Source organism: Ruegeria sp. HKCCD4315, assembly GCF_013112245.1.
Classification (GTDB): Bacteria; Pseudomonadota; Alphaproteobacteria; order Rhodobacterales; family Rhodobacteraceae; genus Ruegeria.
This window is the reverse complement of record NZ_WVRN01000001.1, coordinates 1643268-1657625: the sequence shown is the minus strand read 5'-3', so window position 1 is coordinate 1657625 and position 14358 is coordinate 1643268. Positions and strand designations below refer to the sequence as shown.

General features: G+C 56.5%; 14 protein-coding genes and 1 tRNA gene. 10 read left to right on the top strand and 5 right to left on the bottom strand.

All coding sequences use genetic code 11. The annotated features are described in order from the left end of the window. Nucleotides 1-2: 2 nt before the first annotated feature. Nucleotides 3-1115, bottom strand: coding sequence for an acetoin utilization protein AcuC (locus tag GS646_RS08375; RefSeq protein WP_171183093.1), 1113 nt, complete (start codon nucleotides 1113-1115; stop codon nucleotides 3-5). Between the two features lie 3 nt (nucleotides 1116-1118). After that, nucleotides 1119-2204 carry an AI-2E family transporter gene (locus GS646_RS08370; RefSeq protein WP_171183094.1) on the bottom strand — a complete coding sequence of 362 codons (1086 nt, stop codon included), beginning with the start codon at nucleotides 2202-2204 and terminating at the stop codon, nucleotides 1119-1121. A 170-nt stretch (nucleotides 2205-2374) separates the two neighbouring features. On the opposite strand from GS646_RS08370, the gene GS646_RS08365 reads away from it, so the two are divergent. From GS646_RS08365 to GS646_RS08355, 3 genes are all read left to right on the top strand, one after another. Continuing rightward, nucleotides 2375-3241: a YihY/virulence factor BrkB family protein gene (locus GS646_RS08365; RefSeq protein WP_171183096.1), complete on the top strand. Its 867-nt coding sequence runs from the start codon at nucleotides 2375-2377 to the stop codon at nucleotides 3239-3241. After that, nucleotides 3238-5133: a cytochrome c3 family protein gene (locus tag GS646_RS08360; protein ID WP_171646929.1), complete on the top strand. Its 1896-nt coding sequence runs from the start codon at nucleotides 3238-3240 to the stop codon at nucleotides 5131-5133. Before GS646_RS08365 ends, GS646_RS08360 begins: the two co-directional genes overlap by 4 nt. A gap of 87 nt (nucleotides 5134-5220) precedes the next feature. Further along, nucleotides 5221-5412 (top strand): hypothetical protein, encoded by a 192-nt coding sequence (locus tag GS646_RS08355; protein WP_171183099.1) that lies wholly within the window; start codon nucleotides 5221-5223, stop codon nucleotides 5410-5412. Here GS646_RS08355 and GS646_RS08350 read toward each other — a convergent pair. Together GS646_RS08350 and GS646_RS08345 are read right to left on the bottom strand one after the other, a co-directional pair. Beyond that, the gene (locus tag GS646_RS08350) at nucleotides 5409-6131 is read right to left on the bottom strand and encodes an RlmE family RNA methyltransferase (protein ID WP_171183101.1); all 723 of its coding nucleotides are present in this window, start codon (nucleotides 6129-6131) and stop codon (nucleotides 5409-5411) included. The two genes, GS646_RS08355 and GS646_RS08350, sit on opposite strands and share 4 nt — an antisense overlap. Further along, nucleotides 6131-7243 (bottom strand): Ppx/GppA phosphatase family protein, encoded by a 1113-nt coding sequence (locus GS646_RS08345; RefSeq protein WP_171183104.1) that lies wholly within the window; start codon nucleotides 7241-7243, stop codon nucleotides 6131-6133. The genes GS646_RS08350 and GS646_RS08345 overlap by 1 nt, the downstream gene beginning before the upstream one ends. 181 nt (nucleotides 7244-7424) lie before the next feature. Between GS646_RS08345 and GS646_RS08340 the strand changes: the two genes are divergently transcribed. The 6 genes from GS646_RS08340 to GS646_RS08315 all read left to right on the top strand — a co-directional run bounded on the left by GS646_RS08340 (nucleotide 7425) and on the right by GS646_RS08315 (nucleotide 12969). Next, complete coding sequence (locus GS646_RS08340; RefSeq protein WP_171183106.1) at nucleotides 7425-9311, top strand: PhoX family phosphatase; 1887 nt, start codon at nucleotides 7425-7427, stop codon at nucleotides 9309-9311. A 246-nt stretch (nucleotides 9312-9557) separates the two neighbouring features. After that, nucleotides 9558-9854, top strand: coding sequence for a virulence factor (locus GS646_RS08335; protein ID WP_171089927.1), 297 nt, complete (start codon nucleotides 9558-9560; stop codon nucleotides 9852-9854). A gap of 24 nt (nucleotides 9855-9878) precedes the next feature. Continuing rightward, entirely contained in the window at nucleotides 9879-10805 is a 927-nt protein-coding gene (locus tag GS646_RS08330; RefSeq protein WP_171646930.1) for a methylenetetrahydrofolate reductase, read from the top strand. Between the two features lie 9 nt (nucleotides 10806-10814). Next, nucleotides 10815-11876: a methyltetrahydrofolate cobalamin methyltransferase gene (locus tag GS646_RS08325; RefSeq protein ID WP_171089932.1), complete on the top strand. Its 1062-nt coding sequence runs from the start codon at nucleotides 10815-10817 to the stop codon at nucleotides 11874-11876. A gap of 121 nt (nucleotides 11877-11997) precedes the next feature. Continuing rightward, on the top strand, nucleotides 11998-12825 hold the full coding sequence (locus GS646_RS08320; RefSeq protein WP_171183109.1) for a polyphosphate kinase 2 family protein: 828 nt from the start codon (nucleotides 11998-12000) through the stop codon (nucleotides 12823-12825). A gap of 70 nt (nucleotides 12826-12895) precedes the next feature. Beyond that, nucleotides 12896-12969 (top strand) — tRNA-Gly (locus GS646_RS08315). A gap of 26 nt (nucleotides 12970-12995) precedes the next feature. On the opposite strand, the gene GS646_RS08310 is transcribed toward GS646_RS08315, so the two are convergent. Next, nucleotides 12996-14018, bottom strand: coding sequence for a LacI family DNA-binding transcriptional regulator (locus tag GS646_RS08310; protein WP_171183139.1), 1023 nt, complete (start codon nucleotides 14016-14018; stop codon nucleotides 12996-12998). A gap of 135 nt (nucleotides 14019-14153) precedes the next feature. On the opposite strand from GS646_RS08310, the gene GS646_RS08305 reads away from it, so the two are divergent. Further along, entirely contained in the window at nucleotides 14154-14339 is a 186-nt protein-coding gene (locus GS646_RS08305; protein ID WP_050602530.1) for a hypothetical protein, read from the top strand. Nucleotides 14340-14358 lie beyond the last annotated feature (19 nt).

Below are 14358 nucleotides of genomic sequence, written 5' to 3'. Positions count from 1 at the left end.
ATCTACCACGAAATCCGCGCGGCTAATCGGCGCAAGTCCTGTTTCAGTTCATCTTGGATCGGCCCGAAATTAGGAATGTCCCGCAGCTCGTCCAACCAGTGTGAGGGTGGGTTCCGGCCTACCGACCGGTTCCAGGTCAACGCGCGCAGAATGGTTTGGGTGTCCGTGTCTAGTCTATCGGGAATATCGAACCCGTTCAGAGTGGCCCACACTCCGGTCCACAACCGCCCGACGGACCACGGATTATAGCCGCCACCGCCCAGCACCAGAAATCGGGGTGCGAGTTCCTTCAGCGCGGCGACCGCGTTCCAGTGCGAAGAGTTGGACAAGGTCAAACGCGACAAAGGATCCTCGGTCACGGCATCCGCACCGCATTGCAGGATGATGGCCTGCGGCTTGAAGGCTGCCGTGGCAGGAAGGATCAGTTCGTCCAGGATCGCGCTGAATTCATTGTCGTTCAGGCCTCGGGCAACCGGAAGGTTGAAAGCGGCCCCGCCTGCGTCATCGTCTAGATTACCGGTAAAAGGCCATCGCCGCGCTTCGTGCATGGAAATCATACGCAGGTTTGTTGATCCATGAAACGCAACCTCAACCCCGTCACAGTGATGGGCATCAATGTCGACATAGACCACACGGTCGAGCCCCGCATTCAACAGGGTCTGGATCGCCAGGACCGGATCATTGAGGTAACAAAACCCGTTGGCCCGATCTGCCAGCCCATGATGTGTTCCGCCCGCCGGGTTAAAAACGATACCGCCGTCTCGGATGAGTTCCGCTGCAAGCATGGACCCGCCTGCAGCCGTGGCAGGGCGTCGGTACATTTCGGGAAATACAGGGTTCGACAAAGTGCCCAGCGCGTAACGTTCACGCGTTTGGTCCGACACGTACTGTTCCTGTTCCGCCTTTTGCAGTGCGGCGATGTAATCCGGGGCATGAAACGTCTCTAACGCGCTGGGTTTGGCGCAGGGGCTGACGCGATAGTTTTCGGGTGTCAACCAGCCCAGCGCACGGCAAAGGTCAATGACTGTTGAAACCCTTGGAATGGCCAGCGGATGCTTCGATCCGTAAGTCGAGTTGCGATAAATTTCCGAACCGATGAAAATGGGGCTCTGCATGGTTTAACGTGCAGGGGCCTGACGATCATCCTCGCCCAATCTGCCATCCAGGGACATCATGATGGCAACCGGGCGCAACGCAGGAATATGGCTAAAGACAATCAGGATACACACTGTCATCGGAACGCTCAGGAATGCACCGATAAGCCCCCAAACAGTTGTCCAGAATGTCAGGGCCAGAATAACCAGAAATGTCGACATGTTTAGCGAGCGTCCCAGCATGGCGGGGTCCAGAAAATTGCCGATCAAAAACTGCAGTGTCCCACAGCCAAAAACAATGACCAAAAACGGCCCGATGGTTTCGAACTGAACCAACGCGATCATGGCGGGAAAGAACACGGCGATGATTGACCCAATGGAAGGGATGAAATTCAGCGCAAAGGTCAAAACCGCCCAGGTTTCCGCGTATTCCAGCCCTAAAGCGCGAAACACGGTATAGCTGATGCCTGCGGTAATCAGGCTGATCAGCGTTTTAACACCAACATAGCGCTGCAGGCTGACCGAGATTGCATCCAGCATGGTCGCAAACTCAGCTCCGGTCTTCGGATCTCCGGCGGCGAGTTGGATCTTTTTGCGAAAGGCCAGACGTTCAGCCATCAGAAAGGCGACGTAGAGGCTGATGAGAAAGAACTGGTTCAGCAATGATGTGGCGCTGCCTAGAAGCAGGCGACCGATGAAATTCATGTCAATATTGACCAGATTGTCCCGAATGAACCTGGTTACGTCATTTCCAACCAGTCCTGTGATGCGTTCCACCGCGCCGTCGAACTGATTTTCATATGTGCTGATCGACCGCGCAAACTGTGTGGCCTGGCTTCCCAGGATGTACATGATCATGAACAAGCCGGCCAAAACCACGGTGACGCCGGCAATATTTGCCAGCCAGACCGGCGCGCGTGTTAATGCCGAAACCCGGTCACTGAGCGCGAGGATCAGAACGTTGATCAGCAGCGCCATGGCCAGCGGAATCAAAAACGTCGCCCCGGCATAGAGACCCACAACAATTAGAGTCGCGACGATACATGTGTCGCGCACTACTGACAGGCGTAGCCTGGGCCGAACGTAACTCTCTTTGCGATCCGGGGTCATTTGCCTTCCTGTTCGTTCGACGATGCCTGCGCTTTCGCGGTATTGCGCTGCGTAATCCTGCACGCCCAATAGGTCGGATGCAATGCGTTCACCAACGCGATTGACCGCATTTTTCGATTTGATACCGATGACGGGTTCTGTGTTTTTTTCCGGTGGGTTAGGGTTGAAGGATGACCAAACCTGCGAATCCTCTATTCGGCCGACTGGTTCAGGCCCTGTGGCTGGCGCTACGCCGGTTCGGCAGAAAAAATGGACCCGTCATGAGCAGCCATGTCGCCATGTCGCTGATGATGGCACTCTTTCCATTTGTGCTGTTCACCGTTGCTTTGGCCGGTTCACTTTCGCAGGGCTATGTGACCGATGAGTTGATCGAGTTGATTTTCGGCGCGTGGCCCAAGGATGTCGCCGATCCAATAGTGGCTGAACTGCGCGCGGTTTTGGCCGGGTCGGGAACGGGTGTCATTACGTTGGGTGGTCTACTGGCGATCTACTTTGCGTCGAACGGCGTGGCAGCAGTGCGCGCCGCCATGAACCAAGCCTATCACGATCAGGACAGTTGGCCGTTTTGGAAAACCCGGCTGCTGTGTCTGGTGCTGGTTATACTTGGGGGTGCAGCTATTCTGGTCATCGCCGCGGTAGAAGTGATTTTGCCGGTTTACACCAATCTGGTGGCTGAGCACACTGACGTAGCCGTAACGCAATGGTTTTCGGTCGATCGCCTGCGCTGGACATTCACGGTGGGGGTGCCAGCTGGCACGGTTCTTCTGGCCCATCTCATCCTGCCGACCCGTCGGCATAAGCTTTCGCAAATTCTGCCCGGAGTAGTGCTGACTTTGGCATTATGGACGGCAGGTGGATGGGCGTTTTCGATCTACATCAGCCAATTCGCCACCTACAGCGCCACCTATGCGGGGCTGGCTGGTGCGATGGCCGCTTTGATCTTTTTGTATCTGTGTTCGGCGATGCTGATCCTTGGTGCAGAATATAACGGCGCTTTGATGGACCTGAACAACGCAGCAGACGGAGATAAGGCATGAGGTCCTTTGTTCTTACTTTCTGCTTGCTGCTGGCAGGTGGGGCGCAGGCCCAAGACTATGTAGGCTCAGATCAATGTATCGACTGCCACCAGCAAGAAGCTGAAGCCTGGGCAACCTCTCACCATGCGCTGGCCTGGACAAAAGTGGATGACGGCGCGCTGGTTGCAGATTTTGACGGAACCCGATTTGACCTTGATGGGATGACAGTCGAGTTCGGAAAAGACGCAGACAGTCATACGGCCCGCGTCACCGAAAAGGACGGTGTAGCAACAGACTATGACGTGCATTCTGTCGTCGGGATCGAGCCGTTGCAGCAGTACCTGTTTGAAACCGAACCGGGGCGTTTACAAAGCTTTGACGTGGTCTGGGATACGGAACGCAAGGAGTGGTTTCATCTCTATCCCGATCAGGATTTGCCGCCGGATGACGGGTTGCATTGGACTGGCCCTTACAAAAATTGGAACGGTCGCTGCGCCGAGTGCCACGCCACTGGGTTTGAAAAGAACTATTCCGCTGAAACCCGATCCTATACGTCGCAACAGGTTGAAATCGGCGTGGGGTGTGAGGCCTGTCATGGTCCGGGATCCGCGCATATCGATTGGGTGAATGGTCGGGACATTTCCGAAGACCTGGGACCAGCAGGATTTCTGATGAATTGGGGCAAGGGACAAACCGAGGCGGAAATCCAGCAATGTGCCGGGTGCCATTCCCGGCGCGAGGCGCATGGCGATGGCAACCCTATGCCCGGCACGCCCTATCACGACGCCTATAACCTGGCCCTGTTGCGCCCCGGATCGTACCACCCGGACGGGCAGATATTGGATGAGGTGTATGTCTACGGTTCGTTCCTGCAATCCAAGATGTACGCGCAAGGCGTTGGGTGCATGAACTGCCATGAACCCCACAGCGCTGAACTGAAAGCGGAAGGAAACGGTGTTTGCACTCAGTGTCATTCTCCGGCAGGGAACCCGAACTTTCCGACGCTTACAGCAAAAGAATACGATACGCCCGCGCATCATCATCATCCTGAAAACAGTGACGGCGCGCAGTGCAAAAGCTGCCATATGATCGAAAGGGTTTATATGGGCGTCGATGGGCGCCGCGATCACAGCTTCCGCATCCCACGGCCTGATCTCGGGCTGGGCGTCGATGCCTGTACCGACTGTCATGAAGATCGGGATCAGGACTGGGCGACCAATCAGATCGAAGGGTGGTTCCCGGATGCCACTCACCGCGGTCCGCATTTTGGGACGGATTTCAATGCCGCTGCTGAAGGCAGGTTGGACACGCCCGAAGGTTTGCTGGCCGTTGCGATGGACCCATCCAATGCCGGAATCGTGCGGGCAACAGCGGCCTACTTGCTGCAACCCTTCGCTTCCCCGGACTTGGCCGCGGCGACTTCGTCATTGCTGCAAGAGGATGACCCCTTGATCCGCGCCAATGCAGCTGCTCTGCAGCGTCAGGCCAACCCAGTTGAGCAGGTGCAGCGTTTGGAGCCTTTGTTGTCAGACCCGTTGCGCAATGTACGTATTGCTGCCGCGAAAGAGTTCCTGACGATACCACCGCAAGCTCTGTCACCTCAGCAACAATCGCTGGCCGGGCAGGGCATGTCAGAGTGGCAGCAGGCGATCGCGAACCGATTGGATTTCCCGGAAACCCATCTTGTTCTAGGAGGTATGGCTTTGACACTGCGCAACGCGCCAGCAGCCGAGCAGGCGTTTCGCGAAGTCGTAACTTTGGACCCGCAAAGGGGCGAAGCGTGGCCCATGTTGGTGCAACTGGCGCATATCAATCGCGGTCCCGACGCCGCGCGCGCTGTGCTGCGTGAGGCGCTGGACCTGCTACCAAACGACCCGAACCTGCAACAATTGTCGCAACAGCTTGGTCCCTGATCCGGCACATCCCCGCCCGAATTGCTCCATTTTCAGGGCAAAATTTCACGTTACGGACGGGATGAGTGTGCTGTTCAGAGGTGAAACATGTCCAATGATGCGAAAAAGCGACCAACTGTGGGTGTCAGTTCGGTTTCACTTGCCCAACGCATAGAAGAGCTGCGCGGACGCGCACCAGTATACGTGTCACATGGAGAAGCGTTGATGTTGCAGGGCATGGCAAACGCCTCTTTCCGTGCGCAGTGCCTGACCGAAGATCGTATTCGTCTCGAGGATTAATCTCGGACGCGAAACCCTGTTGCCACAACAAATTTTTCGGAACTGTCCGAGCGTGAAGCGGGCGGTTTCACGTTGGCGACTTTCTGGAATTTCTGTTTCAACAGCTTTTGCAAATCGCCTTCGGCGCCTCCGGCCAGAACCTTGGCTACGAAGGTGCCACCTTCTTCCAACACATCAAACGCAAAGTAAGCCGCCGTTTCGCACAGGGCCATGATGCGCAAATGGTCCGTCTGTTTGTGACCCGAAGACGCAGCGGCCATGTCTGACATCACAACGTCGGCTTTACCGCCAAGCCATTCTTTGACCTTTACGTCGGCGTCGTCTTCCATGAAATCCAGAACATGGGCGGTTGCTCCAGCAACGGGTTCGACCTCTTGCAGGTCGACGCCCAAAACGGTCCCGATCCGTTTACCGCTTTTCTCGCCCAGCGCGTTTACGCGTTTGACCGCGACTTGCAGCCAGCCTCCGGGTGCACAGCCCAAATCCACGACGCGCGCACCCGGTACGAGAAACCTGAATTTATCGTCCAGTTCCAGTATCTTAAAAGCCGCGCGCCCGCGATACCCTTCGGCCTGAGCGCGTTTGACATACGGGTCGTTCAACTGTCGTTCAAGCCACCGGGTCGAGCTGAGCTTGCGCCCGCGCGCGGTTTTAACCTTGACCTTCAGGTCGCGCTGCCCGCGGCCCGAGTTGTTTTTACCAGTCGGTGTCTTCGCCATCAGAACGGTCCGTCTTCTAATACTCCGTCCGCGCTCATCTGTGCATAAAGCAGACCCTCGCGCAGCCCACGATCCGCCACGGAAAGGCGATCAGTGGGCCAACAGCGTAGCAATGCCTGCAAAATGGCCGAGCCGGACATGATCAGGGCCTGCCTGTCGTCCCCAATCCGAGGATCCCGGCGTCGCCCGTGAGGGCCGAGTTCTAAATACCCGCGTATGACTTTGTCAATCTGATCGCTGGTCATGCGCAGACCGTCCACTTTGGTCCGGTCATAGCGCTTGAGCCCCAGATGCGAGGCCGCAACGGTTGTCACCGTGCCGCTCGTTCCAACGATCTGAAACCCTTCGCGGGTTTGTTCGTCTTTGTAGGGCGCAAAATCGGCCAGATTTTCTTCAAAAAACCAGCTCATAAGGGCGAAGCGGGCGGCATCATCTTCCACGTCGTGGAATTGGTCGCGCAACGTGGCCACGCCAAGGGGAACACTGATCCAATCCACGACTTTTGCAGCCGGAAAAGGGCTGTCGGCGGTGTGGAACCCGTTGTGCAAGCGCATAATTGCAGCCGGACGATCACGGCGCGGAACGGACGAGATGTCGATCCATACCAGTTCGGTCGAACCGCCACCGATGTCGACGACCAACAGTTGTTCGGTCTTCGTCGAAACCAGCGGCGCGCAGGAGATCACCGCCAGACGCGCTTCTTCCTCGGGCTGGATAATTTCCAAAGTAAGCCCGGTCTCGCGCTTTACCTGCCGGATGAACTCACGCGAATTCTTGGCGCGACGGCACGCTTCTGTTGCAATCAAACGCATGCGTTTGACCTTGTTGCGCTTCAACTTTTGCTGACAGATCCGAAGCGCTTGCACGGTACGCGACATAGACGCCCGCGACAGCCGTCCGGTGCGTTCCAAACCCGAGCCCAGTTGCACGGATTTGGAGAAGCTGTCGACCACATGGAACCCGCTCCCCTTGGGTTGGGCAATCAACATGCGGCAACTATTTGTTCCCAGATCCAGCGCTGCATAGAGCGCATCTGGATCGGGTCTTGCCGGCGCGGGGCTTTCAACCGCCTTCGGGAACGCGCCCGCACCTTTGGGACGCTTGGGCGCCATTCGTCACGCCCTCCGATTTTCGAGTTAATTTGACCCTAGGCGGGGGATCGCCGACGCGCAAGTGATTTCAATTTTGAAATTAACGTGAGTGTCACACAGCGTTCATACTGGAATGCGATCCCCACGCGGGATCCCCGATACGGGATTCTCTACCAGCTTTCAGCCAGATACGGAGATTGCCATGAAAGACGAACGCACCCTTTCCTTCGATGAATATGATGAGGTCGTAAACCCACGTCCTGAAGAATGTGAATTTGACCGAGTGGTCGAGCGCGCCTTGTCACGTCGCGGATTCCTGGGCGGTGTTCTTGCGATGGGCAGTTTCACAGCCGTTGGTGGTGCGCTGATTCCTTCGGGCGCACGTGCGGCAGCTGACCGGTTCTCGTTCGAGGCGATCCCTGTATCCACTGCAGACGACGTGATTGTACCTCCGGGCTACAAAGCCGAGGTTATGGTGCGTTGGGGCGACCCGTTGTGGTCTGACGCGCCCGAGTTCGATCACGCGACCCGTGGCACCGCTGCCAGCCAAGAGCGTGCATTTGGCGACAACACCGACGGTCAGGACGTGTTCTTCCATGATGGCCACGTGCTGCTGGTCGTGAATAATGAATATACCAACCGTGACATCCTTTGGGGCAACAACCCCGACGCCAAGGCGGCCTCGGACGACGATGTTGCCAAGGGTATGATGGCGCATGGCGTGACTGTGGTCGAGATTGCCAACACAGGCGGCACATGGGGCATCGTCAAGGACAGCCCGTACAACCGTCGTATTACACCGCAGACCGATATGACGATCACCGGCCCTGCGGCCGCTCATGACCTGATGAAAACCGCCGCGGACCCGACGGGCACAACCTCGAAAGGGACCTGGAACAACTGCGGCAACGGTATGACCCCTTGGGGCACCTACCTGGCCTGTGAAGAAAACTTTAATGGCTACTTCTCGACAGAAGACGAAAACCACGAGGTTAGTGCGGAGCTCAAACGCTATGGCGTCTCGTCGAAAGATTGGGGCTATGGCTGGGCCAAGATCGATGATCGGTTCGACGTGTCGAAAAACCCCAACGAACCAAACCGCGCCGGCTATGTGGTCGAGATCGACCCGACCGATCCAACCTCGACCCCGCGCAAGCTGACCGCCCTTGGCCGTTTCAAGCACGAAAACGCCGAGTCGGTGGTGAACAATGACGGTCGTGTTGTTGTGTACATGGGCGACGATGAACGTGGCGAGTTCCTGTATCGCTTTGTTTCGGATGGCGTTTACGCCGCTGGCGTTGACACCAACGCCTTGCTGGAAAACGGCACCTTGTCTGTTGCCAAGTTCAATGACGACGGCACGGGCGAATGGCTGGATCTGACGCCTGAGACAACTGGTTTGGCTTCGCAAGCTGAAATCAGCATCCACACCCGTCAGGCCGGTTCTGCCGTAGGCGCGACCACCATGGACCGCCCGGAGTGGGTTGCTGCTAACCCGAACGTGGCCGAGGTTTACTGCTGTCTGACCAACAACAAGAACCGAGGCGTCAAACCGAATGCCGGTGGTGATGACACCTCGGTCAACGGTCCGAACCCGCGTGAGGCCAACAACTATGGCCAGATCGTGCGCTGGCGTCCTGAAGGTGGTGATCATACCGCTTCGGGCTTTGCTTGGGATCTGTATGTGCTGGCGGGCAACCCCAGCGTGCATCAGGATGCCTACGGTGGGTCTGACAACGTTAATGCCGACAACATGTTCAACTCGCCCGACGGTCTGAAATTCGACAGCAATGGCCTGCTGTGGATCCAGACCGACGGCAACTATGGCAATGAAGGCGACTTCGAAGGGCAGGGCAACAACCAGATGCTGGCAGGTGACCCGGTCACCGGTGAAATCCGCCGTTTCCTTGTCGGCCCGAATGAGTGTGAGATCACCGGCCTCAGCTGGTCACCGGATCGCCGCACCATGTTCGTGGGCATCCAGCACCCAGGCGAGGACGGCAACAGTCACTGGCCCGAAGGCGGTGATGCAGTACCGCGTTCGGCGATCATCGCGGTGACACGCGAAGATGGTGGTCTGGTCGGCTAAACCGACTGACCTTTGAAATACCGCCCTGGACGGATAACTCCGTCTGGGGTTTTTGCGTTTTATGCAGCGCTTTCATAGTGACGTTGAGAATTATGATATGCGCGTCTGTGGTTTGTTTGTGTAAAAGCGCCCTTGGCTAGCTTTGGCAAAAAGGTCGCTGGAAAAGCGTCGTGTGTCGAAAACCGACCGACCAAAGCTAAGTTTGAAGTTTAGAACCGGCCCATCGGGTTAGGAGGAATCACAGCAATGCCTGACGTCACAATCGTGTACTGGCGCGACATTCCCGCTCAGGTCATCGTCGGCAAAGGCCGTCGTGGCGCAAAGCGGCAGTTGGAAGAACGGTTCGAGCAAGCCATCGACCGGGCTGCCATGAAGGTGAACGCCAAGGACAGTGATGCTTACCTGGCCGAATGGCGCAAAGCCGCACCCTTTGCAGTAGATGGCGATCCCGCCGAGATTGCCGAGACCGAGGCGGTGCGTCTGGAAACAGAATACGATCAGGACCGCATCAAAGCGCTGATCGCCAATGACGGTTGGGCGTAAGCCCAGATTTTAAGGGAGGCCGAAATGGCTTTGCTGAACTTCAAAAAACGTGATGCGGTCGAAACCGGCCCTGTGAACCCAACCGTCGAAGCCTTTTTGCAAGGCTATTCGATCGAGGTAATGCCGCGTACCGCTGAAAAGGTCGACGATTTCCGCGCGCTTCTGCCCGAAGGCACGCGCGTCTATATCGCTCATATCGAGGGCACCCCGATCGAGGACATGGTCAAGACCGCCAAGCGCATCGCGGCCGAAGGCTATCCGGTGATGCCGCATTTCCCGGCGCGGATCATCAAAGACGCGGCGACTCTGGAAAACTGGATTTCCATGTACCAGGGTGAAGCGGGCGTTGATCAGGCGTTGCTGCTGGCCGGTGGCGTTGCCAACCCGCATGGTGATTTCGACAGCTCGATGCAATTGTTGGAGACTGGTCTGTTCGACAAGGCGGGCTTCAAGCGCTTGCACGTTGCCGGTCACCCGGAAGGAAACAAGGATATCGACCCTGACGGTTCGACCAAGAATGTGGACGACGCGCTGCGTTGGAAGCAAAAGTTCTCAGAAACCACCGATGCGGAAATGGCTTTGGCGACACAGTTTGCCTTTGACGCCAAACCGATCATCGCATGGGCTGACAGCCTGAAAGAAGCTGGTATCGATCTGCCGATCCATATCGGCATCGCGGGTCCAGCCAAGCTGCAAACGCTGATCAAGTTTGCCATTGCGTGTGGCGTTGGCCCGTCGCTGAAAGTTCTGCAGAAACGCGCCATGGACGTGTCCAAGCTGCTGCTGCCGTATGAGCCGACCGACGTGATCACCGAACTGGCGGAGCACAAAGCAGCCAACCCGGATTTCAATATCACCAACGTGCACTTCTTCCCGCTGGGTGGAATCAAGACCAACGCCAACTGGGCGATCAATAACGGCGGCGCTTCGGCAAAGCCTGTAAACTCCTAAGGAACGGACATGACCCGTACAGTCGTAGAATCAAAAACAAAAACCGCCGTTCTGGGCTTTGACGAACCGTTCTGTGTGATCGGTGAGCGGATCAACCCAACCGGCCGCAAGAAACTGGCGGCCGAGCTGGAAGCGGGCGATTTCTCGACCGTTGAGAAAGACGCGCTGGCGCAGGTGATGGCTGGTGCAACCGTTCTGGATATCAACGCAGGCGTTGTCTACAACTCGAACCCCAACCCAAACGAGACCGAGCCGCCGCTGATGCGCAAGATCGTCGAACTGGTGCAGGGTCTGGTTGAAGTTCCGTTGTGCATCGACTCGTCGGTTCCGGGCGCTCTGGAAGCCGGCCTTGAGGCCGCAGAAGGCCGCCCGCTGCTGAACTCGGTCACCGGCGAAGAAGAGCGGCTGGAACTGGTTCTGCCGCTGGTCAAAAAGTACAACGTGCCGGTTGTGGCAATCTCGAACGACGACACCGGTATCTCAGAAGATCCCGATGTGCGCTTTGACGTTGCCAAGAAAATCGTTGAGCGTGCCGCTGACTTCGGCATCCCGGCACATGACATCGTCGTAGACCCGCTGGTCATGCCGATTGGTGCGATGGCGACTGCCGGTCAACAGGTGTTTGCTCTGGTCCGCCGTCTGCGCGAAGAGCTCGGCGTGAACACCACCTGCGGTGCCTCGAACATCTCGTTTGGTCTGCCGAACCGTCACGGCATCAACAACGCTTTCCTGCCGATGGCAATGGGCGCTGGTATGACCTCGGCCATCATGAACCCGGTCGCGTTGCCGGTGACACAGAAAAAGATCGCCGAGAAGAAAGAAGCCGTAGCCGCAGCTGGCATCATTCTGCCTGAAGGCATGGATGACGAAGCGTTTGTACAGATGTTCGGTTTGGGTTCGACCAAGCCGCGCGCTGGTAAAGAGATGGAGGCCATTCGCGCCGCCAACCTGCTGACCAATAACGACCCGCATGGCGGCGAGTGGATCCGGTTCAACAAAGCGCCTGACGAAGCCGGTGCTGCAGGTGCGGCCGGTGGCCGTCGCGGTGGTGGCCGTCGCCGTCGCGCCTGAACGGATCTAATCTGACACCAAAGGCCGGGCCCAGTGCCCGGCCTTTTTGACTCTGATCAATGTCGATTGCGCAGAAGGTTTCACAATAGCCGGATCATTCGCACAAAGATCAGGTGGCACCATGAGCAAACATCATCCCCCGAAACTTTCGGATGCAGACCTGACTAAGCGTCTCAATAAGAAGGATTATTTTGATCAGCTGATCGATTTACAAGCCAAGCTTGCCAGAATTCAACAAGCGTATCTGTTTCATGGCCTCAAGGGTGTTTTGGTCTTTGAAGGATGGGATGCTGCAGGAAAAGGGGGAACTATTCGCCGGATCAGCCAAGCGCTGGACCCGCGCAGTTTCAAGGTTTGGCCCATCGGAGCCCCGCGAAACTACTACCTCAACCGGCACTATCTCTTGCGGTTTTGGGAACGATTACCGCCTGCGGGTGCGATCTCGGCTTTTGACCGCAGCTGGTACGGTCGGGTTCTGGTCGAACGGATTGAAAAACTGACGCCGGAAGAACGCTGGCGCGCTGCCTATCAGGAAATCAACGATTTCGAGAGGATGCTTGTTGATGACGGCACGCGGATCGTCAAACTGTTCTTTCATATCTCGCAGGATGAACAGATGCGCCGGTTTACCGAAAGGCTGACAAACCCTTTGAAGCGCTGGAAGCTGACCTATGAAGACTTCCGAAATCGTGAGAAATGGGATGTTGCCGAGGTCGCTGTTGACGAAATGCTGGCGCGTACCTCGACCCAGTTGGCCCCTTGGCACGTCATTCCTGCGAACAACAAGAAACATGCGCGTATCAAGGCGATGCAAGCCATTGTTGATGCGTTTTCTGATGGCGTTGACATGAACCCGCAGCACTTGGACAAACGAACTTTGGAAGCCGCCGGAGAAGCGCTGGACGTTGACCAATCGTTGATCGACAGCCTGCGCGCCCGGACTGAGTGATAATTTACGCCTGATCTGTCCCGTGCCGGGTTGAACCTCTGTCCGCACTGGTGGTAACTCAAAGGGCGCGGCGGGTATGATGTAATGGTAGCCTGTCAGCTTCCCAAGCTGAACGCGCGGGTTCGATTCCCGCTACCCGCTCCAAACTTCCGGAAAAATTTTCGCCTCGCTTATCCTGTTGCTGCCTGTAAGGACGCGCGGCATATCAGTCTTGTAGACAGTTCCTCAGAACGACCGGGCGCGTTTGTTTCGATCATGTGAATCAACTCCAGCGCCGCTTTTTGACCCATCTCGCGATGGGGGACGTGAACTGTCGTAAGGGCGGGGGAAACGATACGGGCCAGTTCGATGTCGTCAAACCCAGTGATCGAGACATCGTCAGGTACACGCAGCCCCATCTCTTGGGCTTGTCGCATGGCCCCTACGGCCAGAACGTCGTTGCCACAAAGAACTGCTGTAGGCACGCGCGCGTGAGACATGAGGTCCCTAAAAGCCTCGGCCCCGTTTTCGATTTCATAAGTAGTTTCCGCAACGATCAGATCATCGGTCGCCAGACCGTTTTCAGTCATCGCATCCTGGATTCCTTCAATTCTCAGCCGAGCGCGATCGTTTCCCTTGCTAAAGCCCGAAATCGTTGCAAGACGTGTATGACCCAGTCCAATGACCTGCTGAGCCAGGGTTTTCATGGCTTGCCGGTTGTCGAATCCAACTGATGGCGTGCGGTTGTTCGGACTGAACGACCAGGCAACCAAAGCTGGCACCCTTTGACGTTCCAGATAGTCATAAATTCGTTCATCGCGATCATGGCCAATCAGCAAAAGCGCATCCGCGCCACGGGCCACAAGGGTTCGGATCTGTTCTTGTTCAACTTCGGGTTTGTAGGCAGAGCTGGATACCAGCAGCGTGTATCCGCGTTTGTGAATTTCCTCCTGAAAAGCTTGCAAACCCCGCGCAAAAATGGCGTTTTCCATCGTTGGAATGATTGCTCCGATCGTAAAAGATCGTTTCGCCGCCATCACACGCGCAGCAAAGTTCGGGGTATATCCCAAAGCGTCGACCGCAGATAAAACACGCCTCCGCGTCGCTTCGACGACCTGCTGCGGATTGTTCAGGCACCGCGATACCGTGGCAGTTGAAACACCCGCAGCCTTGGCGACGTCATCCAACGTCGGAGCGGATCTATGTTTTGACATTTTCAAACTCATAATTCCGTTTGCCCTAAGTTATGCGTTTTTTAAGGACTTTGAAAGTGGTGATGTAAGCGCTTGCATTTATCATGTAAGCGCTTACAAATGAATTTGAGAGCCGATTCTGTAGGGAGCCCTGAAATGTTTGTTGCTGCATCAGCCGTCGTTTTTGCGATCTATTTCGCCAACGTCGCCTTGGGTGCCTATGCGAACAGTGCGTTTCTTGGGGACGTAGGAGAGATGTTGGTTCTGTTCGCGGCGTCGATCTTGTTCGTTGTCGCAATTCTGAAAAAGGAGGCTGACCGCGACGCAACAGACGGCAGCTGAACTTTTGCTTGGGAGGGCA

Excerpts from the sequence above, each read along its gene's own strand:
- GS646_RS08325 (WP_171089932.1), top strand. The coding sequence starts at position 10,815 with ATGACCCGTACAGTCGTAGAATCAAAAACAAAAACCGCCGTTCTGGGC.
- GS646_RS08355 (WP_171183099.1), top strand. The coding sequence starts at position 5,221 with ATGTCCAATGATGCGAAAAAGCGACCAACTGTGGGTGTCAGTTCGGTT.
- GS646_RS08340 (WP_171183106.1), top strand. The coding sequence starts at position 7,425 with ATGAAAGACGAACGCACCCTTTCCTTCGATGAATATGATGAGGTCGTA.
- GS646_RS08335 (WP_171089927.1), top strand. The coding sequence starts at position 9,558 with ATGCCTGACGTCACAATCGTGTACTGGCGCGACATTCCCGCTCAGGTC.
- GS646_RS08360 (WP_171646929.1), top strand. The coding sequence starts at position 3,238 with ATGAGGTCCTTTGTTCTTACTTTCTGCTTGCTGCTGGCAGGTGGGGCG.
- GS646_RS08305 (WP_050602530.1), top strand. The coding sequence starts at position 14,154 with ATGTTTGTTGCTGCATCAGCCGTCGTTTTTGCGATCTATTTCGCCAAC.
- GS646_RS08370 (WP_171183094.1), bottom strand. The coding sequence starts at position 2,204 with ATGACCCCGGATCGCAAAGAGAGTTACGTTCGGCCCAGGCTACGCCTG.
- GS646_RS08345 (WP_171183104.1), bottom strand. The coding sequence starts at position 7,243 with ATGGCGCCCAAGCGTCCCAAAGGTGCGGGCGCGTTCCCGAAGGCGGTT.
- GS646_RS08310 (WP_171183139.1), bottom strand. The coding sequence starts at position 14,018 with ATGTCAAAACATAGATCCGCTCCGACGTTGGATGACGTCGCCAAGGCT.
- GS646_RS08350 (WP_171183101.1), bottom strand. The coding sequence starts at position 6,131 with ATGGCGAAGACACCGACTGGTAAAAACAACTCGGGCCGCGGGCAGCGC.
- GS646_RS08365 (WP_171183096.1), top strand. The coding sequence starts at position 2,375 with ATGACCAAACCTGCGAATCCTCTATTCGGCCGACTGGTTCAGGCCCTG.
- GS646_RS08375 (WP_171183093.1), bottom strand. The coding sequence starts at position 1,115 with ATGCAGAGCCCCATTTTCATCGGTTCGGAAATTTATCGCAACTCGACT.
- GS646_RS08330 (WP_171646930.1), top strand. The coding sequence starts at position 9,879 with ATGGCTTTGCTGAACTTCAAAAAACGTGATGCGGTCGAAACCGGCCCT.
- GS646_RS08320 (WP_171183109.1), top strand. The coding sequence starts at position 11,998 with ATGAGCAAACATCATCCCCCGAAACTTTCGGATGCAGACCTGACTAAG.